This is a genomic window from Paraburkholderia phenazinium (genome assembly GCF_900100735.1).
GTDB classification, from domain to species: domain Bacteria; phylum Pseudomonadota; class Gammaproteobacteria; order Burkholderiales; family Burkholderiaceae; genus Paraburkholderia; species Paraburkholderia phenazinia.
In genome coordinates, this window is the sequence record NZ_FNCJ01000021.1 from 116476 (window position 1) to 139050 (window position 22575).

The window sequence follows — 22575 nt, forward strand, 5'->3', positions numbered from 1 at the left end:
GGCCTGCGCCGGACAGCCTTCCCGTCACGTGGGGGTGTCTGCCGCGGCATCATCGGCGCAGTCCGGGCGGCTGGGTCTGGCCGCGCTGAGCCTCTGCGCGAGACGTGTCCGATCGCACGCACCCTCCCACATCGAAACGAAGATCACTGCGCAGGCGTTGCTGATCACGCTTGTCAGCGCGCGCGCCTCGGACATGAAGCGGTCGACGCCCACCAGAAGTGCCACCCCGGCGACCGGCAGATCGGGAATCACGGTGAGCGTTGCGACGAGCGCGACCAGCCCGCTGCCGGACACACCGGCCGCGCCCTTGGAAGTGAGCAACATGACGGCAAGCATCGTCGCGATCTGCGGCGCGGAAAGCGGCACATCGCACGCCTGCGCGATGAACAGCGACGCGAGCGTCAGATAGATCGCAGTGCCGTCGAGATTGAACGAATAGCCCGCGGGCAGTACGAGCCCCACCACTCCTTTGTCGCAGCCCAGCGACTCCAGCTTGACGATCAGGCGCGGCAGTACGGGCTCAGTGGACGATGTTGCGAGGACGATCAGCAATTCCTCGCGCAGGTAGCGTAAGAGTCGCCAGAGCGCAAAGCCGTGCAACCGCGCGAGCGGCGCGAGCACCAGCACAAGGAAGAGCGCGCATGCGACGTAGAACGACACCATCAGTATGGCGAGCGAGCCGACCGAGCGGATGCCGAAGCGGCCGACCGTGAAAGCCATCGCGCCGAATGCCCCGAGCGGAGCGAGTCGCATAATCATCGCGAGGACGTGAAAGAGAATCTGGGCGACGCCGTCGATCAGCGCGAGCACCGGCCGGCCGGCGCTCGGATGCGAACTCAGCGAGAAGCCGAAGAGCAGCGACAGCAGCAGCACCGGCAGCACCTCGCCCTTCTCGAATGCGCCGAGCATCGTCTCCGGGATCAGGCTTAGCCCGAACTCCACAAGCCCGCGCGCTTGCGTATGCTTCGTATATTGCGCAAGGATGCTCGAATCCAGATGGTGCACGTCGATGTGCATGCCGGCGCCAGGTCGCAGCACGAACGCGGTGAAGAGCCCGAGCGCGAGCGCGACGGCCGTCAGCAGATAGAAAAGCGCCAGCGCCCGGACGATCGTGCGCCCGATGGCCTGCCGATTCGCCAGCGACGTGATGCCCGACACGATCGTGCAAAAGACGATTGGCGCGATCATCATCCGCACGAGGCCGACGAACGCATCGCTGAGCGGCTTGAGCATCGCGCCTGCCGACGGCCAGAAGTGACCGACGGTCATACCGAGCGCCATGGCCAGCAGGACCTGCATGTAGAGCGAATTGAGCGGTCTTGCCAACCTCACGATGCGGCCTTCCTTGTTGTATTCCCAGGAGCGTCACGTCGACGCATCGCCGATTGCTACGCCGCCGCGCTTCGCGTCGATGATCGCCCGGTGAAACTCCTCTGCGGCCGGTGTCAGCGGCCGTCCGCGCCGTTTCACGATTCCCACGCGTCGTTTCACCACCGGTTCGACGAGCGGCACGCTTGTGAGGATAGGGTGGTCATGTCCGGGCATAGCCATTGATGGCACCGCGGCGACACCGATCCCCGCTTCAACCAGTCCGAGCATGGTCGTGACGTGCCGCGTCTCGCACACGCTCGGCGCACGCGGCGCCACGGCTGAGAGCGCCTGGTCGAGCAACAGGCGGTTACCGGAAGTCTTGTCCACGGAAACGTATTCGTGCTCGTACAGCTCGTTCCAGGTCACGCGCTTCTTGAGCGCGAGGGGATGGTCGCGGCGGCAGGCAGCAACAAACCTCTCCTGCAGCAGCATCTTGAACTCAATATCAGGCTCCTGGCTGCCCATAAAGCTCACGCCGAAGTCGGCCTCGCCACTGATGACGGCGCCAAGCACCTCATTCGCGCTCGAGTCCAGCAGCTTGACCCTGATGCGCGGAAACCGGCGATGATAGCTTGCGATGACGTTCGGCAGAAAGTAGTAGGCCACCGAAGGCACGCACGCGATAGTCACACGCCCCAGGCGGCTCGATGAGACATCGCGGATGCCGAGCAGTGCGACGTCGAGATCGTCCAGCAGTTGCTCGGCGCTCGGCGCAAACACGCGGCCGATGGTGGTCAGCGTGACACTGCGCGTGGTGCGCTCGAACAACCGCACGCCGAGCGCTTCCTCCAGTTTGTCGATCCGGCGACTCAACGCGGGCTGCGAAATGCTGATCGCCTCGGCGGCCTTTCGGAAGCTTCCCAGCTCCACCACCGCGCGAAACGCCTGCAAGTCGGTCAAATCGAAGTTAATTCCCACGGGCCAGCCTCCGCATGTCAGATGCCGAGTATTTTGCATGATTCTGCCGGGACTACGCCGCCGCGATGGCGCGCGTCTATGCAGTCCCTGATCCATACTACGAACCTTGGGTCGTTGGTTTTGAATGATTGATGCATCGGGTTATCAATCGTCCTCGTAGTGAGACGGATGCTAGCCATTCGAGCTATTTCCGGCTTTGAGTTCGGGCTACGAACGAGCGCTGAGTTCGATCCACAGATTGCGAAGAGGCCTGCAACCGGTATATTTGCTCGAATGATGTGAAACAGGAGTCAGAGAGATGGACTTTGATTCGGCAAGTCGAAATCGTAGTGTCGCTATGCTGTTGACGTTGTCGGGCGGCTTTCTGGACGCATTCACGTATGTCGGGCATGGTGGCGTATTTGCCAACACGATGACGGGGAACGTCGCACTTCTCGGCATTCAGATAGCCGCAGGACAGTGGGCTCAAGCGGCCCGGCACATCCCTCCCTTGATCGCTTTCGTCTTCGCGGTATTTGTCGTTCATCTTCTGCGCCTCGATGCCCTCAAGCCATCGATCCGTCGTCCGGCGCTCGTTTGTCTGCTACTCGAGATCGTCTTTTTGGCCGTGGCGGCAAGCGGTCTGCTCGGTGACTTGGACGCCTGGCTTATCCCCGGCATTTCGTTTGTCGCCACTTTGCAGACGTTATCATTTACGCACGTGGAGAAGCTGACCTATACATCAGTCATGACGACAGGAAATCTGCGGCGAGCTGCGAAGAAGCTTATGGAGGGCTTTATCCCGAACTACGATAGGGCTGCGTTGCACGATGCGTCACTGCTTGGTATGGCAGGTTTCTGCTTTTTTGCTGGCGCGGTTTTAGGAGGCGTGAGCACACGGGCGCTGCATGACGGTGCACTCTGGCTTGCGGTGCTACTTCTTGTTGCAGCGCTTCTACAGATAGTCCTGCTGGTTCGCCGGCGCGGCGACGAGGCCGCCGCGCAAAGTTCCGGCGAGTGATGTTAATGTCCGTTAATTATCCTAACGATGTTCACCGCATTTGCTGGCGCAAGAAGCGCCGCGGCCCCCGCCAGATAATGGCGGGAGGTCAGACTGCCTGTTCTGTCGAAACTAGGGACGTCCTGTCCGGCCAGTTTGCCGACTATCGCGCGAGCGTCGAGCCGGACGCGGCCACCGCGAAGGCGATCTGCCCCGCGTCTGGTAACTCATCAAGCGTTTCTGGCGCGAGCACGGCTACACCATCAGCGGCACGCACGCCCTGTCCCACGGGAAGCACGAAGAGCGGATTGATTTCCGCCTCGACGATCCTGTCTCCGAGTTGCATGGCCATGCGCGAGAATGAAACGATTGCGTCCACAAGCGCCTCGACGTCGGCGCGAGGCCGTCCACGGAATCCGTCGAGCAGCGGCCACGTTTTCAGTTCGTGGATCATCGCAAGTGCTTCTTCACGCGCGAGCGGCGCGTCGGGGGACAGCAGTCGCATCGTGGTGTCCTTGAACAGCTCGGCCGTGACGCCGCCCATGCCGAGTAGCAATGCGGTGCCGAGCGGATCACGATGAAGACCAAGAATCAGTTCGGTTCCGCCGCTTACCATTTCCTGCACCAGGAAGGCATTTGCCGACACGCCAGTCGCGGTCTGGACATCATCGCGCATGCGGTTCAGGCGCGAGCCGATCTGGTCGACGTTCAGGCCGACCGCCACGCCACCGACTTCGCTCTTGTGCGTAATCTCACTCGACAGTAACTTGAGCACGACCTTGCCACCGAGTTCGCGGGCGGCCATTTCAGCTTCCACCACGCTACCCACCGTCCGTTCGCGTACCGACGCCACGCCGAAGCTTGCGAAGAGCGCTTTAGCCTGTGCTTCATTCAGGGAGCCGGCCGGGAGGTCGATTGTGTCGACTTCCGCTACAGGCGGGCGGTCGTCCGAACGCAAAGCACTGCGCATGTTTTCACCGTGGGACCACATTGCCGCGAGTGCACTCGTCACGCTTTCCGGCGAGACGAATGCGGGGACGTCCTGTTCGTTCAGCAGGCGTGTGATTTCCGGCGCATGAGGGCTCACGAAGGCCATTACGGGTTTGTCGCTGCCCGGCAGAGAGTCGCGGATCGCACCAGCCATCAGGTCAGGCATCGCGAGCCCCGACGATCCGACAATCACGACTACCGCGTCATAGGCTGGGCTATCAAGCAGCGTACGGATTGCGCCGCGCAGAAGATCTGGTTGCAAGCCGGCCAGCGTCACGTCAATCGGGTTGCGGTCGAGTACCGCATGATCGCCCGTTTGCAATGCGCGCAAGCGCACAGCGGTCGCCTCGTCAGGCGGCGGCGTCTCGAAGTTCGCCATGCCCAGACTGTCGGCGACGAGCGTGCCGGCACCGCCTGTCGATGTCAGGATGGCGACCCGTTTTCCGGGCAGCGTACGGCGTGTGGCAAGCGCATGAGGGATGTCGAGCAGGTCTGAGAAGGTCTGCGCGCGAATGATGCCGACCTGCCCGAAGAGCGCGTCATACATCCGGTCGGAACCTGCCATGGCGCCCGTGTGCGAGACGGCGGAACGGGCGCCGGACTCCGACCGGCCAATCTTGAACACCACGACCGGCTTACCCGCGGCCTGCGCGCGCAATGCGGCGCGGCGGAACCTGTCCGGATGGCGCAATCCCTCCATGTACAAGGCGATAACAGACGTTGCATCGTCGTCGACGAGATAGTCGACGAAGTCCGCCATGTCGAGGTCGGCTTCATTGCTGGTCGACACGAGCTTCGACAGGCCGATTCCGCGTGCGGCTGCCCGCGACAGCAACGAACCAAGAATCCCGCCGCTTTGCGACACCACACCGATCCCACCGACGGTAAAGCGATCGGTCTCCAATGCGCCGCTTGCCGACAGCGTGATGCGGTCAGTCAGATTGACGAGCCCGATGGTATTCGGCCCAAGCAGGCGCATGGTTCCAGCCGCTTCGACGAGTTGCGACTGCCGTTGTGCGCCTTCCTGACCAGTCTCCGCGTAGCCGCTTGCCAGAACGATCGCCGCGCTAGTGCCGCGATCGGCCAGTTCCTTGACCGCAAGATGGGCGCGTTCGGCACCTAGCAGTACGATGCCGACATCGGGCGCATGGGGCAACGACTTCACATCGGCATAGCAGCGCAGGCCGTCAATGGTCTCATAGCGCGGATTCACGGGATAGATGTCGCCTTCGAAACCGTGCTTCCTGAGGTAAGCTACCGGTCGACCGGCAGTCTTCGCCGAGTCCGCCGAGGCGCCGATCACCGCTACGCTCGCAGGGCGCATCAGTCTGGAAATAGCATTCATGTTGGTCTCCCTGGCGCTCATTTGCTTCTGTTCAGGAACGCGAGTACCGCGTCGCGATGCTCGCCGCTCGTATAACAGACGGCCTGTGCCTGGCTGCCCTGCGCGAATACCTGCGGCGCAGAGAGCTCGTAGCTCTGGTTGAGAATCGACTTGCCGAGTGCGAGGGCGGTGGGCGAGCCGACGCTCAATTCCGCAGCCCATGCGTGCGCGTCACCCAGGAGAGCGGCGGGTGCGCTGACCCGATCCGCGATGCCGAGTTGCAACGCTTCTTTTGCATCGACCTTGCGCCCGCTGAAAACAAGCTCCTTGGCACGGGCGAGCCCCACGCGGCGCGGCAGAAAGTACATGCCGCCACCGTCGGGAATCAGACCGCGCTTGATATAACTCCATGCGAAACTTGCTTCCTCTGACGCGATAACGAAGTCACACGAGAGTGCCATGTCGGCGCCGAGGCCAGCGGCCGCTCCGTTCACTGCGGCAATAGTCGGTTTGGGCATGGAGTAGAGGAGGTTGACCGTGTGATGCACGAGCTGTTGGCGCGACCAGCCGTTGAATGCAATCTCTCCGGCGGGGGCCTGCATGCGCTCAGCCATGCCGCTTACGTCACCGCCCGCGCAGAAGCCTTTACCGTTGCCCGTCAGGACCACCGCACGCACCTGACGGTCTCGTGACACTTCCTCTAGTGCTGTGACCAGTTCGAGGCGCATCTCGTTGGAGATGGCGTTGCGTTTTTCCGGACGATTTAGCGTGATCGTGGCGATCCGGGATTCGATGGTGACTTGAATGGTCGATGGGTTCATGCGTGTCTCGATAGGGGAATTGACGTCGCGGACTGCTTGATCGCGTTAGTGCAGCTTAGCCGTACATCCTGCCGAAGACATCACTCCAATTCCACACAGTGAAACTAACGCGCTGGTCGTTCGGTCAGCTGCCTCAGTTTCACTGTGTGGAATTGAGCTCTTGTCAGCGTCCTTCCGGCGTCGATAATGAATTCAACGCAGGGCACATACACGACGCACCTGTGACCACTTATAAAGACCGGAGACACCATGCAGGTAGCCCCTTCCAGTTCAATCGATGACAGCGCCACCGGGCAGCCTGAAGCAGAAGGCGTCTACCGGAAAGTCACCTGGCGGCTATTGCCGTTCCTTTTTGTGTGCTACGTCTTTGCTTATCTGGACCGTGCGAATGTCGGTTTTGCGCACCTCCAGTTCTCAAAAGACATTGGCCTCTCGGATGCCGCTTTCGGGCTGGGCGTCGGTCTGTTCTATGTCGGCTACATGCTCTTTGAGGTGCCGAGCAATCTGTGGCTCGCCCGGGTCGGTGTAAGAAAGACGCTGTTGCGCATCATGGTATTGTGGGGCATCGTCTCAGCGGGCACGGCGTTCGTCCATACTCCCACGCAGTTCTATATCGCTCGGGTTTTACTGGGCGCAGCCGAAGCAGGCTTTTTCCCGGGCGTCATTCTCTACTTCACCTACTGGTTTCCCGCAGCGCGCCGGGCGCGCGTCACGTCAATCTTCATGACGGCGATCTGCGTGTCGGGGATCATCAGCGGACCGTTGTCAGGGTGGATACTGAACAGTATGTCGGGCTTATTCGATTACAAGGGCTGGCAATGGCTGTTTCTGCTCGAAGGCTTGCCATCGGTGGTCGCCGGACTATTCGCTTATGCCTATCTGACCGACCGCCCGGAGCAGGCCACCTGGCTCTCGGACGACGAAAAGGCGTTTCTGCTTAGCGAGTTGAAGCGCGACGCGCAGACGAAAGCCGGCCGCGCGCACGGTTCGATCTGGGTGGCACTGAAGGAGCCGAAGTTCTACTTTCTGACCTTCGCGTATTTCAGCGTACCGTGGGCGAGCATCGTCGTGCATATCTGGGCGCCAAGCGTGATCCAGAAAAGCGGTGTAACAAATTTCTGGCATATCGGGCTTCTGTCTGCCATTCCTTATGTGGTCGGCGCTGCTGCGATGTACCTGCTCGGGCGCAACTCGGACCGCATGCTGGAGCGGCGGTGGCACTTTATGGCGAGCGCGCTGATGGCTGCGTTCGGCGTCGCGCTTCTGCCTGCTGCGGCGAATCACGCAGGCGTACTGGTGGCGCTGCTGTGCGTCGCGACTGCCGGTTATCTCGGCATGTTGTCGCTTTTCTGGACGATCCCGCCAGCTTACCTGTCGAGCACCGTCGCAGCGAGTGGCATTGGTCTCATCAGCAGTCTCGGTCAGTTCGGCGGCATTTCGGCTCCGACTGTGATCGGCTTTGCGTCGACCCACTTCGGCAGCAGCGCAATGGGCCTGTATGCGGTGTCGGTCGTTTCAATTCTCGGCGGTCTTGCGGTTGTGCTCGGCATCCCCGCGCGGGCGATCAGCGAACGCCGTGAGTGATGGCGGCATGCAGGCGCTTAGCCCTCGAGACGTGCGCATTCAGCGGTGATATCGTCGCGCAGGCGCAGCAGCCTCGCCGCCAGTTCACGCACGATGCTGTCCTGAGACGTTGTGGTGCGTACGCTAAAGTTAAGCACAAGCACCTGGTGTCCCGGGATGACGAGTGGTGTGGCGAGCGCGATGACTTCGGGTTGCCAGCTCGCCACACAGAATCCGTTGCGATGTACTGCTTCGACGGCGCTGGTGATTTCACGCGCAAGCATTGCCCAGTCATTTCGTCCGCGCCGCTGGAAGGTGTCCATTAGCAGCGTGAAATTCTCCTTCGGCTGCATCGCGAGATAGGCCCGGCCGAGTGACGTCAGCTCCATGGGCACGCGTTGCCCTGACACGATGGTACGCAAGGACGCGCGCTGGTTATAGCGGATTGACTCAAGGTAGACCATTTCGTGCCGGTCGGCCCCTGCAATCCCGACATTGATGTGCAATTGCTGGGCCGTTTCACGGATAAGTGGGCCTGCGGCACTCAGTACGGTCGACCCGCTACGCAATGCCTGTGCAAGACTCAGTACCGGCAGGCCAAGCCTGTAGGCCCGGCGCGCCGCATCGTGCTCGAGATAACCTTCCTGCACGAGGGTTCGCGTCAGACGGCTCACGGTCGCCTTTGGCAAACCGGTTCGTTCGGCCAGATCTCCGTTGCCGAGAAGCGCCGCACCGGGGCCAAACGCGCGAAGCAGTTCGATCCCGCGCTCGAGCGAGCGATTCAATCTGGACGGCGTGGCGACCGGTAATGCACCTTTACGATTTGCCATTTAATGTTTGATGTCGAAGTTGCCGCGTGAAGCGCGAATGCCCGGCTTGCCGATCAACGTCCCGGGTCTGTCAGATCTCGCCCCTGCAGCCAGACGACATCAGATTTCCATGCGTCGCTTGAGGTGAGCCCGCGAAGTTTTTCCTGCAGTAACGTGGACCACGCATTGACAAGACGCGACGGGCGGCTTTCTCGCAGCGTCGTAATAGCGACGGTCGAACGGATCGCAGGCCGCTCGATGCTGAGCGCCGTAAGCTCGCCGCGAGCCGCTTCCTGCTGGATCGCGATATAGGTGAGAATTGAATAACCCGCCCCCGATTTCACGAGTTGCTTTGTTAGTGCGACGCTGTCGACTTCGAGTTCTACACGTAGCCGTACACCGTGCTGAATTGCCGCCTGCTCGATTAGCCGGCGGTTGCTATGCGGGAGCCCAGGCAGGATCAGCGGGATGTCCCCGAGATCCCGGACCTGATATTCGCGCCTGGCTGACTGCGCCCCAGGCGGTCCCACGAGGAACATGGGTTCACTGAACAGGGGCCGGACATCGAAAGAATCGAGCAATGGCTGGTTATAAACGACCGCGAGGTCGACGCGCTTGTCCAGTACCCACTCCTGGAGCGAGCTGCTGAGACCTTCGCGCATGTGCAGGCTGACCCGAGGCCATAGGGTCCTGAAATCCCGGATCAGTTCGGCACCTATCAACATCCCGATTGTCGGCGGTAATCCGACGGCGAGATGGCCCCGGTCCTCGTCGGAACTGGCCCGGACCTGTTCCCCGGTTTCGCTAACCATGTGAATGATCAACTCTGCTCTTTCCAGCAGACGCGCTCCTGCTGCCGTCAGCCTTACTCCACGACCGTGGCGAACCAGTAGCGGGACGCCGATGTCCGTCTCCAGTTTCGCGATCTGTCTGCTGAGCGCTGGTTGCGCGATGTACAGGTCCGAAGCAGCCCTGCTGAAGCTACCCGCACGGGCAACATGCACAAAACTTCGTAGTTCCCGGAGGTCCATGACAGGAGAAGCTATGCCAGAAAAGCATAGGAATACATGTTTTAACGGTCTTTGTCAAAGTATTGGCCGACCGATATGCTTAACGCAAATACAAGAGCAGTTCGCAAATTTTGGAGACATCATGCTGTACCTTCCAGTCTTTCATTGCTTTCCTACGTCTGATAGCGCCCGGGTCTCGAACGGCTGGCCTACGCGGCGGCTCTCAATCTGACCGGCGCTTTGGCGCGACCCTAGTCAAACCCGCAGCTTCCACGGCGCTCCCGGCGAGGGATGCCGTCGGAATAGCTAAAGGTTTTCGTTCGGGCACTGCTCATACGACAAGGCTTGCAGTCGTCTATCTGCTGTCGCTTCGCAGTGGTACACGTAGGATACCTAATGAACGTCCTAAGAAAACTGCATGTCCAGGTACTGATTGGCCTTGCATGCGCAGTTGTACTTGGTCTCGCTGCACCCCAGTCTGCGATTGCCATGAAGCCGCTCGGACAGGGATTTATCGCGCTGCTGAAAATGATGCTCGCACCGATAATCTTCTGCACGCTGGTTCAGGGACTGGCGCATGTGAAGGATCTGCGCATGCTGGGCCGGATGGGCGTGAAGTCCCTCGTTTATTTTGAGGTTGTCAGCACTTTTGCCATGGTGCTCGGCTTTGCGATGGTCAACCTGTTCCAGCCGGGGGCGGGTCTTCACGCTTCGAACATTGCCGAGAGCGCAGAGGCGCTCAAAACAACCTCGGGCGCCGCCAATATCTCGGCGGTCAATTACCTGCTTAGCCTGATACCGCATACCCTCGTCGACGCGTTCGCAAAGGGAGATATCGTTCAGGTCCTCATCATATCGCTGCTTGCCGGGCTGGCGCTGAACATGGCGGTGGGCGCCGACTCCGTCATCCTGCGGGGAATCGATGAGGCACAGAACGTCCTGTTCCGGATGCTGGCCTTCATTATGAAACTTGCACCGCTTGGCGCGTTCGGCGCGATGGCCGCGGCGATAGGCAGCTACGGCGGAATGACGCTCGTCTATCTTCTCAAGGTCATTGTTCTGTACTACGTCACGTCCTTGTTTTTCGTGTTCGGTGTGCTCGGTTCCATTAGCTGGGGGATCGGGCTGCCATTTTTCAGCGTTCTCCGGCTGATCCGTGACGAGATCCTGCTGATATTCGGTACGGCGTCAAGCGAGGTCGCGTTTCCGCGACTGGTCGAAAAGCTGCAGAAGGCTGGGTGCGATGAAGTCGTTGTCGGATTCGTCCTCCCGGCGGGTTATAGCTTCAACCTGGACGGCACATCGATCTATATGGCAATCGCCATCGGGTTCATCGCGCAGGCGACCGACACGCCGTTCTCTCTCTGGCAACAGCTTGGACTGCTCGCCATCCTCAGTCTCACGTCGAAAGGCGGCACAACTGTCGCAGGGGGCGCTTTTGTCAAACTCGCGGCAACCCTGCAATCAGTTCACACGCTACCGGTAGGTGGCCTGGGACTCCTCTTTGGTATCGATCGCGTGATGGCCACCGCTACCGCCCTCGTCAACGTTGTGGGCAACACGATGGCGGTGTTTGCTATTTCCCGCTGGGAAGGTGCGTTCGACGCGGAAGCTTATGCGCGGGAAACCGGCAAGCGGCCCCGTAGTTCCTGTCTGAAGCTTCGCAAGCCCGCGGCCCAGGCCGGCGCAGTCCAGTCGAACTGAATATATCGTCAAAGGAAAAATTCATGCAGCGCATATCTCCCATTGACCCTGATCGCCTCGATCCAGAGCAGCGCGCAGTCTACGACTCGATTGCGAGCGGGCCTCGCAAGGGAGTCCGCGGACCCCTCGCAGTCTGGCTGCACCGTCCGCAGCTGGCGGACCGTGCACAGGCACTCGGACGCTATTGCCGGTACGACAGCAGCATTGCGCCCCGACTATCAGAACTCGCCATCCTGCTGATGGGTCGACACTGGCTCGCGGAATACGAGTGGGCTGCGCACAAACCATTCGCGCTCGAAGCCGGTTTGTCGCTGGAGGTCATCGACACTATCCGCGATGGGCGGGAGCCCACGTTCGCGCAGCAGGATGAAGCACTGGTCTATGCCTTCATGAAACAACTTCATGAGAATCGCGCAATCAGTGATCAGCTTTATAGCGACCTCGCGCGCGCCATAGGACAGAACGGACTCGTTGATCTGGTCGGCATCGCCGGCTATTACACCCTGATCTCGATGACGATCAAGGTGTTCGAGGTGCCACCTCCGGCTGGCGTCGCGCCCGAACTGCCCAACACATTTGATTGAGGTAACTACTATGGAAACGTCATTGAACAGCAGCCATTTCAGCAATTACGCAGGCCGCCTTAAGGGAAAAGTGGCAATTGTCACCGGGGCAGGTTGCGTAGGCCCGGGATGGGGCAATGGACGCGCCGTCGCGGTCCTTTTTGCGCAGGCAGGTGCGACCGTGTTCGCCGTCGACAAAAGTGCGGAGGCGATGGATGAGACGGTGCGCCGTGCACGAGAAGCAGGTGGCGAAGTAACCGCGCACACGTGCGATGTTACCGACAGCGCAGCAGTGGAGGCAATGGTCGCTGCATGCAGGGGCAAATATGGCCGGGTGGACATTCTGGTCAACAACGTCGGCGGCTCTGCTTCTGGCGGTCCGGTAGCACTGCCGGAGGACAAATGGGATGCCCAGGTGGCGTTCAATCTCAAAAGTGTCTACCTGACCTGCAAGCACGTCCTGCCTGTTATGGAAGAGCAGGGAAGTGGGGCGATCGTCAACACGGCATCGACCTCGGGCATTCGCTGGACGGGGTCCGCGCAGGTCGCCTACGCAGCTTGCAAGGCAGGGGTGATCCAACTCTCAAAAGTCGTCGCTGTCGAGTACGCAAAAAAGGGCATCCGCGTCAATACCGTTGTCCCGGGCCAACTTCACACGCCGATGGTTGAAGTCCGACTGGCCGGTCAACGGGCCGGTGGGGATGTGGACAAGCTGCTCGAAAGCCGGGTCGCGCGTATCCCGCTTGGATTCATGGGCGATGGACGCGATACGGCAAACGCTGCCCTGTTCCTTGCCTCGGACGAAGCCCGGTTCATTACGGGTACCGAGATCGTTGTGGACGGTGGTATGACCGCGCGGTGCGATTGATGATGGTGAGCGCCCAGGCAGGCGGATTGTGGGACTGCCACACCCATATCTACGGCCCGTGGAAGTCGTTTCCGCTTCCCGATGATGCTGCCTACCGGCCAGCTGAAGCGCCGATGACCCGCTTGCTGGAAATGCATCAGGGACTCGGCATTTCCCACGGCGTGCTGGTTCAGGCCGCCTGCTATGGGACGGATCATCGCGCGTTGCTTGCCGCACTCGCGATCACTGAGGGCCGCTACCGCGGTGTGGCGCTAATCGACGGCACAGCCGACGACGCAACGTTGCAGAAAATGCACGACGGCGGAATTCGAGGGATTCGTTTCAACTTCATGGGGCATCTACCGGGAGAGCGCAATCTGGACCAGTTGCGCGTGCTCGTTGAGCGGATAAAGCCTTTCGGGTGGCATGCCCTGCTGCACGGCCAACTGCGGCAGCTCCTGCCGGTGCTTGACGCATGGAGCGATCTGGATATCCCACTGGTGATCGACCACATGGGGCGCGAGGAAGCGACGCGCGAACCCGATGAATCACGGCTCAAGGAACTGGCAAAACATCTTCGTCACACGAAACGCTGGATCAAGTTATCTGGTGTTGACCGGATGATGAAAGGTGTGCCGTCATCCTGGACCGCGGCGATACCCGTCGCAAGGATGTTGCTCGCCGCTGCCCCGGAGCGGGCCATCTGGGGCACGGACTGGCCGCACCCGAACGTGCAGGGCAACGTTCCGGACGACGCGTGTCTGCTCAGGTTCGTCCAGGACGTTTGCGGCGATGACAAAACGAAAGAGGCGGTACTCGTGGATAACCCACGGCGTCTGTATTTTTAACGGTGGACTTTTCAATGCAATCGATAGCAACCCATGCCGTGGCCTCGTCTGACGCCGAACAATCAGCCTGCCGGAAGGCGGCATGGCGGCTGGTGCCTCTCCTCGCTCTGGCGTACTTTGTCAATTATCTGGACCGTACTAACGTCGGCTTTGCCGCCCTGACCATGAACCGCGACCTCGGCTTGACAGCTTCGGAGTTCGGCTTCGCGGCAGGCATTTTCTATGTCGGATACTGCCTGTTTGAAGTACCCAGCAACCTCGCGCTCTATCGATACGGTGCGCGCAAATGGCTGGCGAGAATCATGATCAGTTGGGGACTGTTTGCTGCTGCCACGAGTCTCGCAGCAGGTGCCACGAGTTATTCGCTTATCCGCCTGCTTGCCGGGATCGGCGAGGCTGGGTTCTTCCCGGGAGTGATCTTCTACCTGACGCTCTGGTTTCCATCCCAGTATCGCACGCGCATGATGGGATGGTTTCTGGCAGCGATTCCGCTTTCATCGGTATTCAGCGGCCCGCTTTCTGTTTCCATGCTGAAGCTGGACGGGTCGTTCGGCCTGCATGGATGGCAATGGCTCTTTATCCTTCAAGGGCTGCCAGCCTGTGTTCTCGGTGCCCTGTGCCTCATTGTTCTTACAGACACCCCAGACAAGGCGAAATGGCTAACTCCTGATGAACGTGCGGCGCTCCAATCGGCGATCAGCAATGAGCAGCAGGGCCGTCCCGGCGAGCACAGCTTCTCCCGTTCGCTCCGGGACACCCGCGTCTGGCTGCTGGCTGCGATCCTGTTCAGCTACATCATCGGTATCCTGGGGATCGGGGTATGGCTTCCCACGATTCTCAAGACCCATCACCTGTCGGACACCCAGGTCGGTTTTGCGACCGCGCTCCCTTATGTCGTCGCGAGTGTTGCGATGCTGACGTGGGCTCGTGTGGTAGCGAAGTCGCGCCGGTACGTGAAGCATCTCGCATTGACATGCGGGCTCGCGGCGATCGGATTTTTTGGTTCGGTAGCATCGGACAGTCTGATGCCAGCCATGATAGGACTGACCGCTGCATTAGTCGGGCTGTCATCCGTCAGGACCTGCTTCTACAGCATTCCAGCCACGTTTCTCAGCCAGGAAGCACGGGCGGGAGGCCTCGCCTTCATCAACGCAGTGGGTAGCCTTGGTGGCCTCTGCGGTCCGTACATGGTGGGCTGGCTCAAGGACGTCACAGGCTCGTTCAAGGCGGGGTTGATCGGTATGGGAAGCATGCTGGTGCTTGCCACAGTCCTGACGCTTGTTCTCAGAAAAATCATCAAGGAGGATTAAGGCCATGGCTGACAATATCTGGCAGCGCAGCATGCGCACGCCCGATCCATCGATCATCATTGTGGACAAACGCTTTGAGCGTTACCGGCTTGCACATGCGACCGTTGAGCGCCTGTGGACCGGGACCCGATGGGGTGAGGGGCCCGTCTGGTTCGGCGACGCCCGCGCGCTGCTCTGGACAGACCTTCCCAACGACCGGATCCTGCGGTGGGACGAACAGACGGGCGCGGTCGCGCCCTATCGTGCCCCGTCCAGCAAGGCCAACGGCCTCACCCGCGACCGGCAGGGACGACTCATCGCCTGCGAACACGGGCAGCGACGCGTTACGCGCACGGAATATGACGGCCGGGTAACCGTCATCGCGGACAGCTACCAGGGCAAGCCGTTGAATTCGCCGAACGATGTGGTCGTATCAGGCGACGGCGCCGTCTGGTTTACTGACCCCCCGTTTGGACTGGTTAGTGATTACATGGGCCAGATCGCGGAGGCCCAGCTTCCGGCAAGCATTTACCGCGTCGATCCCGGTAACGGCTCCATCACCTGTGTCGCGGACGATGTGCCCGGGCCGAATGGCCTCGCGTTCTCACCGGACGAGCGGATCCTGTATGTCGTGGCATCGCGTGCCCGTCCGCGGGCCATCGTTGCTTTCAACGTGGAAGACAGAAGGAGTCTCCGGGACGGGAGAGTGCTCATCGACTCAGGAGACGGCACGCCTGACGGTTTTCGGGTGGACGTCGACGGAAATCTTTGGTGTGGGTGGGGCACCGGCACGGCCGAATTGGATGGAGTACGCATATTCGCGCCGGATGGAGCCGCGATTGGTCACATCAGATTGCCGGAACGATGTGCAAACCTGTGTTTCGGTGGGCGTGATCACAATCGCCTCTTCATGGCGGCTACATCGTCCCTTTATTCGCTCTACGTGAACACACGCGGCACTGTCTGACGCCGGCAAAAAAATTAGATTAATCAAGGAGACAAAACGATGGTGTCGAAAAGAAAGCCCTTTCACGCGAAGTTACTGATCGCGTTGTCCTGGGCGACAGTCGCGGCGGCATCGGCGCACGCGGCCGATGTTCATGTTCTGGCCACGGGCGCCCTGTCCGCCGCTTTCCGGACTCTCGGACCAGGCTACGAGCGCGAGACGGGTAATCACCTCATCGTTTCATGGGGCCCTTCTTATGGGACGTCTGCGGACGCACTGCCTATGCGCATCAGGAATGGCGAAGCGATGGACGTTTGTTTCATGATCGGCGCTGCGCTTGATGAACAGATCAGGCAAGGCAAGTTCATTGCGCAATCGCGCGTTGATGTGGCTCAGTCGCGCATCGGTGTTGCGGTGATGGCCGGCGCGCCGAAGCCGGACGTGAGTACGGTGGAACAGCTGCGCAATGCACTGCTGGCGGCAAAGTCAGTGGCGTTCTCTGAAGGCGCGAGTGGAACCTATATCACCGGCACGTTGTTTCCGAAGCTTGGCATCGCGGATCAGATGAAAGCAAAGAGCATCCAGATAAAAGGAAAAGAACTGGTCGGAAATGCTGTCAGGCGGGGCGACGCGGAACTCGGCCTCCAGCAGATCAGCGAGCTTCGCGCCATCGATGGAATCCAGTATGTCGGGCCGCTTCCGCTGGAAGTTCAGAAGACGAGTGTCATATCCGCTGCAGTAGCGCGTGACGCAAAAGAACGTGCGGCGGCTGAAGCGCTCATCGCATATCTGAAAACGCCAGCGGTCTCGGCAACGCTTGAAAAGACCGGACTTGATCCGGTAGCCAAGAGCAAATAAAGCGCATTCGCTCGTGTACTGCGGCCCCCACTACGGACCGCAGGCTCAACCTTAATTTTCCATATTGGACCCCGCGAGGCCCGAAGGAGACGTCATGACATTTAAAAGAATCGCAATCCTGGTTTTACTCGCAGGCTTGAGCACGGCCTGCACCACGCCTTCAGTATCGAGTCAGAGAATGGAGCGAACGCTCGTCAAGCGGGGCGACGTACAGATTGAGACCATCAGTCAGGGCAAAGGTCCCGTCATTGTCATCCTGCCGTCGTTAGGTCGCTCCGCTGAAGACTATGACGAGGTTGCCCGGCTGCTGGCGACCGACGGCTTTCGCGTCCTGCGCCCCGAGCCTCGCGGCATAGGGCAGAGCAAAGGGCCAATGGAGGTTGACATGCATGCGTTCGCCGCAGATGTCGCATCCGTACTCGACCAGGAAAAGACTGGCCCGGTTGTGGTGGTTGGACACGCGTGGGGCAGCCAGCCGGCGCGCATGCTGGCAGTCGATCGTCCCGATCTCGTGCGCGGCCTGGTGATGGCTGCCGCGTCGGCAGGCAAACTGCCTCCGGGCTCGACGGAGAAACCCTATGGACGGTTGCGCGAGGCGATCGACGGTTCGGGAAATCTGGCGCTACCTGAATCGCAGCGACTCAAGTACCTCAGGCAGGCGTTCTTTGCCCCGGGTCATGATCCGCGACCGTGGTTGACCGGGTGGTTCCCACAAGCGCACGAGGCGCAGGCCCACGCGCGGGACATTACCCCTGTTGACGCCTATTTCGCTGGAGGTTCGGCTCCTATCCTGGATCTGCAGGCTCAGTACGACGCCGTGGTCGTGCCGAATGTATTCAAGCCGATGCTGGGCGAGCGCGTGACGGTCCAGGTTATCGATGATGCCGGTCATGCGATGGCACCCGAGCAGCCGCGCGCGATGAGCGCCGCAATCGCGCATTTTGCGCGTCGCATTTACGCACAGTGATCACAGAGATAGTCGCCTTGTCCTGCCACAAGGATGCTTGAGGAAAAACAGAATGAAACTCGTAACGTACAGCGGTGCTTTGATCGTCGCAGCGACATTATCATCCCACGCTCTCGCTGCCACCAGCGACTCGATGGTTCGTGATGACATCGTGACAAGAGGCAATGTTCAGATAGAGGTATTGAGTCAAGGGCAGGGGCCGGCCATCGTCATCCTTCCTTCGCTTGGCCGGTCGGGGCGCGACTATGACAAGGTTGCCGGGCTCCTCGCAGAAGACGGCTTTCGCGTGCTGCGCCCGGAGCCACGCGGCATCGGACGCAGCAAGGGGCCGATGGAAAATCTCAGCGTGCACGACTTTGCGGCCGACGTCGCTACAGTGATCGAGCAGGAGCAGGCGGGTCCAGCCATCGTTGTTGGGCACGCCTGGGGAAATTTTGCTGCACGTCAACTGGCGGCCGACCGGCCGGATCTCGTCAAGGGCGTGGTGCTTGCCGCCGCGTCCGCGGGTAAGGTGCCGCCCGGGTCGAAGGAACAGCCAATCAGCCCTGAGATGCGCAAGGCGATTGATGGCGCGGGAGACCTTCGTTTGCCTGCATCACAGCGGCTGGAGTACCTGCGCGAGGCATTCTTTGCACCGGGGAACAACCCGCGAGTCTGGCTTGACGGATGGTACCCCGCGACGCACGAAGCAGAATCGCATGCGCGCAACACGACACCCGTGGACGATTACTTTGCTGCGGGTAACGCCCCGATTCTCGATCTGCAGGCCGGGCACGATGCGGTTGCCCCACGCAGGTTTTCCCAGGTACTCAAATCGATGCTCGGCGACCGTGTGACAGTCGTCGTCATTCCTGATGCCGGGCATGCGCTTGCCCCTGAACAGCCGAAAGCGGTGGCCGACGCGATTTCCGCGTTTGCGAAAGGGCTCCAGGTGCGACAGTAAACTGGTCCGCTTCGACTCGGATCAGCGTGTCAACCTGCACCGCGAGCCGATAGACTTCCGAAGCGCGATCAACAGGCCGGTCACAGTGGTTAAACAGGCTATGCAACTCGTTGCGCTTACTCGAATCGTATAGATCTACCGCAACCGGATGCGCAATTCTGTGAAGCTGCCTCTCTACGAGCGTTCCGGCCTTTGGCTGATGCTGAAACGAATCGAGGAGCACCGTCTCTCCCGGCCTCGCCCCGGGCACTGGTAGCAGATGAGTGATCGAACGCACGACCGATGAGTTCCACTGGCTACTCGACGACACAGAAATCGACGCGGTGCGCCGCCATTTCAGGCGGCATTACGTCCACGTGAACTGAACCGTATCCGTGACGTTCTTGCTGTTAAGGCAAGCCACAACATCACAGCGTTTGCAATCGCTATGAGCCTGTGCGGCTGCTGGTGTCCATTACTTCTGCTAGCCATGTTCACCGCATTTGGGATGCGGACGAAAAGTGGGGGGAGTTCGTTCAATGTCCAACGACCTCGGGCGATCTGAAGTGCGGGTATCGTTTTCGAAAGCAGCTTTCCAGTCTTGCGTCGAGCAGCTCAACGCGGGTCTGTAGCAGATAGTGAGCCCCTTCATGGACCAACGCATTTGTTGCCGGCACTGTCAGGTTGCCCAAGATGCGGCGGTAGAATGAAGTGATGAAGAAAACGAAATCGCTTTATCATGGCCACCGATTCCCTGCTATTGTCATCAGCTGCGCCGTTCGCTGGTACTGCCTTCCGGTTCAGCCTGAGCCTGCGCGACATCGAGGAATTGTTGCTCGAGCGCGGCGTCATGGTCACTTTCGAAACGATCCGTTGCTGGTGCGACAAGTCGATGCGGCGCAGGCCGGGCAGCACCTGGCACCTTGACGAAATGTTCGTGACACTGCGCGGCGAGCCGTATCTGTTGTGGCGGGCGGTCGACGAGCATGGTGCCGAGCTCGACGTGCTGATACAAAAGCGGCGCGACAAGGCCGCGGCCAAGCGCTTCTTCCGGCGGGTGCTGCGATCAAACTCGGTGCCGCCCAAGATCGTTACCGACCAACTTCGCAGTTATCCGGCGGCAAAGGCCGATATTCCTGAACTCGCTCAGGTATAGCACGTCTTTGTCAAAGCCGCTGCTCGCGTGAACAACCGCGCCGAGAATAGTCACCAGCCAACCGCAGGCGGGAACGCCAGATGTGCGGCTTTCGCGATGCGCGTCGCACGCAGGCTTTTCTCTCATGCTTCGGCCCGATACGTCAGCACTTCGCGCTCCCAAGACATCAGGTGAACGCTGCTCGTCATCGCGCCATGCTAAAAGAACGCCTCCCCACATGGCATGGTTGGACTATCCCCGTCGCAATCGAGACAGCTATCTGGTAAAGATAACTACTTGTATGCCACACGGTTCGCCTACAGTCGCCAACCTGACAACGCCCTGGCCGCCATTCCCTCGAGGCGGCGGTCTCCGACGCACTCGCGATGGTTGCGATCGCGCACATCGACCAGACGCACGAAAGCGACATGTCCTTTCTGACGCGTCTCGACAAGCGTTACGACGCCGCGATGAACGTCAAGGATCCGAACCTGCTGTTCATGCCCATTGGCTCCGGCAAGACGGCGAGCGGGAAAGCGCTTACGGTGCTGAACCTGACGCGTGCTGTCGGCGACACGCACCGCTAACACGTCGCGCAGCGTGAGAGCTATTCGGCCGTACGGGCGCACTACCACTCAAACACCAAGGGAAAGCGGAAGTTTGTCGTTGTCGGCGGCGAAAACAACAGGAACGTGAAAGTACTGCCCGAAGACTATGCGACTAAGGCCGAAGCGCGATCGGCCCCCGAAGGCGAGTTTGCACGCACGCAGCGCAGTCAGGCGACGTAGTGAGTGATCGTCTGGACGCGATATACGATCAGATCGAACGTCTGAAGGCCGGGGTCCGCGCCAAGGTAGAGCATCCATTCCGGATCATCAAGCGCCAGTTTGGCTATACGAAGACACGATACCGGGGTCTCATGAAAAACACTGCCCAGATCACGACGCTGTTTGCGCTGGGCAATCTGTGGATGACGCGTAAGGTGCTGCGCAAAGCGTGAAGCACGCGGACGCAGACGCCATGAGTCTCAAACGCGCGTCGCCACGGTTCGAATAAAACTGTGTTCGAGGTCCAGCATCTTCGCCGACACTGCAACGCGGGCCGCAAACCGCGCGACGTGCAGGAAACGGGTTGTGCAGACCTTCCCTAGCGCTCACGCGCTTTTCGTCTTTGAGGCCGCAGCCCGCTGCGGCAACTTCACGCGTGCGGCCCAGGACCTCTACGTTAGCCAGCCGGCGGTGAGCCGCATGCTGTCAAAGATGGAGGAGCATCTGGGAGTACGGCTGTTCGAGCGACTCAACAGCGGAATGGAGTTAACCGAATATGGGAAAATCCTTTTCGCGGGGGTTACGGACGGGCTCGGGCGGATTGAACGCGCGATCGAGGAAATTGAAATCCGGAAGACCGGTGCCGAGACGGTCACGCTATCAGTGTCAACCGCGTTCGCTACTCATTGGCTGATGCCACGACTGCACCAGTTGGTCAAAGCGTTCCCTAAGGAAACGCTGATTAATGTGTTGCCCGTTCGGCTTGCAGATGAAGCGGCGCCGAACTTTCCGGCTAACGAATCAAATCGGCGCTCATTTCGGTGAATTTGGCTCGTGCACGAGCCTCTGTGCTCGCATTTTTCACACGCATGGCGGACTGCTCCCATGAACCGATCGCAACAGATTTCGCGCAATCACCAGATTCGCCAGAGCGAACAGGCTGAACAGTTGCGCCGTGTTCTTGGCCAAGCCCTTGTATCGGGTCTTGCGATGGTGAAAGAGGTTCTTGACGATATGGAACGGATGCTCGACCCGCGAACGGATCTGCGCCTTGGTTCGTTCGACCGCCACCACCAACTCCTTCAGCGGGCCTTCCTGCATCGCTTTGATCTTTCCGCGCTTGACCGCGACGTGCCACTTCACGGTCTTGCCCTTCATTTCATCGCGCTTGTCTACGCCAATGTAGCCCGCGTCGGCGAACGCCTGCCCTTCATGCCCGTGCAGCAGGGCATGCGCTTGCGACACATCCGACACGTTGGCCGCCGTGCCGACCACACTGTGGATCAGGCCAGAATCGGCGTCGACTCCAATGTGGGCCTTCATGCCAAAGTGCCATTGGTTACCTTTCTTGGCCTGATGCATCTCAGGGTCGCGGCTCTTCGCGGCGTTCTTGGTCGACGGCGGCGCTTCGATGATCGTCGCATCAACCAGCGTGCCTTCCTTCATCAGCAGTCCTCGCTCACACAGCGAGATGCCAATCTCGTCGAACAGCTTCTGTGTCAATTCGTGTTCGATCAGCAGGCGCCGGAACTTCAACAGCGTGGTCGCATCCGGCACGTTCTCGACCGCCAGATCGATGCCGGCGAAGGCGCGCAACGCGATGCTGTCATACAGCGCGTCTTCCAGTCCTTCGTCCGACAGCCCGTACCACTGTTGCAGGAAGTAGATCCGCAACATTCGCTCCAGGCCAATCGGCGGACGGCCTCGCGTGCCCTTCGGGTAATGCGGCTCGATTGCCGACAGCAAGCGCTCCCACGGCACGATCTTCTCCATCTCGGCCAGGAAGCGTTGGCGCCTCGTCACGCGCTTCTTGCCTGCAATTTCCGCTTCCGCGAAGCCGATCTGCCTCTTCATCGTCGTGGGTCCGTTTCGTGAGCTGCCTTCTATAACGTCCTCGGCTACCTCAGCGATGACCGCCGAGCTTCATTAATCAGCGTTTCCCTA

The 22575-nt window shown here is 60.2% G+C and carries 19 protein-coding genes and 4 pseudogenes; 16 read left to right on the forward strand and 7 right to left on the reverse strand.

The annotated features are described in order from the left end of the window. Positions 1-24 precede the first annotated feature (24 nt). Both dctA and BLQ92_RS32815 read right to left on the reverse strand, forming a co-directional pair. On the reverse strand, positions 25-1332 hold the full coding sequence (gene dctA, locus BLQ92_RS32810) for a C4-dicarboxylate transporter DctA (RefSeq protein ID WP_090692565.1): 1308 nt from the start codon (positions 1330-1332) through the stop codon (positions 25-27). Between the two features lie 33 nt (positions 1333-1365). Then, positions 1366-2289, reverse strand: coding sequence for a LysR family transcriptional regulator (locus BLQ92_RS32815; RefSeq protein ID WP_090692570.1), 924 nt, complete (start codon positions 2287-2289; stop codon positions 1366-1368). A 298-nt stretch (positions 2290-2587) separates the two neighbouring features. Between BLQ92_RS32815 and BLQ92_RS32820 the strand changes: the two genes are divergently transcribed. Continuing rightward, positions 2588-3289 (forward strand): YoaK family protein, encoded by a 702-nt coding sequence (locus BLQ92_RS32820; RefSeq protein ID WP_090692574.1) that lies wholly within the window; start codon positions 2588-2590, stop codon positions 3287-3289. 142 nt (positions 3290-3431) lie between these two features. Here BLQ92_RS32820 and BLQ92_RS32825 read toward each other — a convergent pair whose 3' ends face one another. Continuing rightward, complete coding sequence (locus BLQ92_RS32825; protein WP_090692579.1) at positions 3432-5603, reverse strand: acetate--CoA ligase family protein; 2172 nt, start codon at positions 5601-5603, stop codon at positions 3432-3434. A 17-nt stretch (positions 5604-5620) separates the two neighbouring features. Continuing rightward, positions 5621-6403 (reverse strand): enoyl-CoA hydratase/isomerase family protein, encoded by a 783-nt coding sequence (locus BLQ92_RS32830; RefSeq protein ID WP_090692583.1) that lies wholly within the window; start codon positions 6401-6403, stop codon positions 5621-5623. Positions 6404-6652: 249 nt separating this feature from the next. On the opposite strand from BLQ92_RS32830, the gene BLQ92_RS32835 reads away from it, so the two are divergent. After that, positions 6653-7987, forward strand: a complete 1335-nt coding sequence (locus tag BLQ92_RS32835; RefSeq protein ID WP_090692586.1) for an MFS transporter — start codon at positions 6653-6655, stop codon at positions 7985-7987. Between the two features lie 17 nt (positions 7988-8004). On the opposite strand, the gene BLQ92_RS32840 is transcribed toward BLQ92_RS32835, so the two are convergent. Then, complete coding sequence (locus BLQ92_RS32840; RefSeq protein ID WP_090692590.1) at positions 8005-8796, reverse strand: IclR family transcriptional regulator; 792 nt, start codon at positions 8794-8796, stop codon at positions 8005-8007. Between the two features lie 53 nt (positions 8797-8849). Beyond that, positions 8850-9806, reverse strand: a complete 957-nt coding sequence (locus BLQ92_RS32845; RefSeq protein WP_090692593.1) for a LysR family transcriptional regulator — start codon at positions 9804-9806, stop codon at positions 8850-8852. A 375-nt stretch (positions 9807-10181) separates the two neighbouring features. Between BLQ92_RS32845 and BLQ92_RS32850 the strand changes: the two genes are divergently transcribed. The 14 genes and pseudogenes from BLQ92_RS32850 to BLQ92_RS32910 form a co-directional block, all read left to right on the forward strand. After that, on the forward strand, positions 10182-11489 hold the full coding sequence (locus BLQ92_RS32850; protein WP_090692597.1) for a cation:dicarboxylate symporter family transporter: 1308 nt from the start codon (positions 10182-10184) through the stop codon (positions 11487-11489). Between the two features lie 23 nt (positions 11490-11512). After that, the gene (locus BLQ92_RS32855) at positions 11513-12073 is read left to right on the forward strand and encodes a carboxymuconolactone decarboxylase family protein (RefSeq protein ID WP_090692600.1); all 561 of its coding nucleotides are present in this window, start codon (positions 11513-11515) and stop codon (positions 12071-12073) included. A gap of 10 nt (positions 12074-12083) precedes the next feature. Further along, positions 12084-12920, forward strand: a complete 837-nt coding sequence (locus tag BLQ92_RS32860; RefSeq protein ID WP_090692604.1) for an SDR family NAD(P)-dependent oxidoreductase — start codon at positions 12084-12086, stop codon at positions 12918-12920. Beyond that, positions 12920-13747, forward strand: a complete 828-nt coding sequence (locus tag BLQ92_RS32865) for an amidohydrolase family protein (protein ID WP_090692608.1) — start codon at positions 12920-12922, stop codon at positions 13745-13747. Before BLQ92_RS32860 ends, BLQ92_RS32865 begins: the two co-directional genes overlap by 1 nt. Before the next feature lie 14 nt (positions 13748-13761). Further along, on the forward strand, positions 13762-15057 hold the full coding sequence (locus BLQ92_RS32870; RefSeq protein WP_090692611.1) for an MFS transporter: 1296 nt from the start codon (positions 13762-13764) through the stop codon (positions 15055-15057). A gap of 4 nt (positions 15058-15061) precedes the next feature. Next, positions 15062-16003, forward strand: a complete 942-nt coding sequence (locus BLQ92_RS32875; protein ID WP_090692614.1) for an SMP-30/gluconolactonase/LRE family protein — start codon at positions 15062-15064, stop codon at positions 16001-16003. 39 nt (positions 16004-16042) lie between these two features. Continuing rightward, a complete protein-coding gene (locus BLQ92_RS32880) occupies positions 16043-16840 on the forward strand; it encodes a substrate-binding domain-containing protein (protein ID WP_090692618.1) in 798 nt (265 codons plus the stop codon). A 178-nt stretch (positions 16841-17018) separates the two neighbouring features. Continuing rightward, entirely contained in the window at positions 17019-17807 is a 789-nt protein-coding gene (locus BLQ92_RS32885) for an alpha/beta fold hydrolase (RefSeq protein ID WP_218133058.1), read from the forward strand. A gap of 52 nt (positions 17808-17859) precedes the next feature. Continuing rightward, positions 17860-18750, forward strand: a complete 891-nt coding sequence (locus BLQ92_RS32890) for an alpha/beta fold hydrolase (RefSeq protein WP_090692625.1) — start codon at positions 17860-17862, stop codon at positions 18748-18750. 133 nt (positions 18751-18883) lie between these two features. After that, complete coding sequence (gene tnpB, locus BLQ92_RS41515; RefSeq protein ID WP_425312539.1) at positions 18884-19006, forward strand: IS66 family insertion sequence element accessory protein TnpB; 123 nt, start codon at positions 18884-18886, stop codon at positions 19004-19006. Positions 19007-19443: 437 nt separating this feature from the next. Next, positions 19444-20151: pseudogene (locus tag BLQ92_RS32895) on the forward strand (IS6 family transposase). 57 nt (positions 20152-20208) lie between these two features. Further along, positions 20209-20649 (forward strand): annotated as a pseudogene (locus BLQ92_RS32900) (contractile injection system protein, VgrG/Pvc8 family); the annotation flags it as partial. A gap of 32 nt (positions 20650-20681) precedes the next feature. Continuing rightward, positions 20682-20864, forward strand: a pseudogene (locus tag BLQ92_RS32905) (transposase); the annotation flags it as partial. Positions 20865-20997: 133 nt separating this feature from the next. After that, positions 20998-21360 (forward strand): annotated as a pseudogene (locus tag BLQ92_RS32910) (LysR family transcriptional regulator); the annotation flags it as partial. Positions 21361-21492: 132 nt separating this feature from the next. Here the strand turns inward: BLQ92_RS32910 and BLQ92_RS32915 are convergent. Then, entirely contained in the window at positions 21493-22485 is a 993-nt protein-coding gene (locus BLQ92_RS32915) for an IS5 family transposase (protein WP_090687235.1), read from the reverse strand. Positions 22486-22575 lie beyond the last annotated feature (90 nt).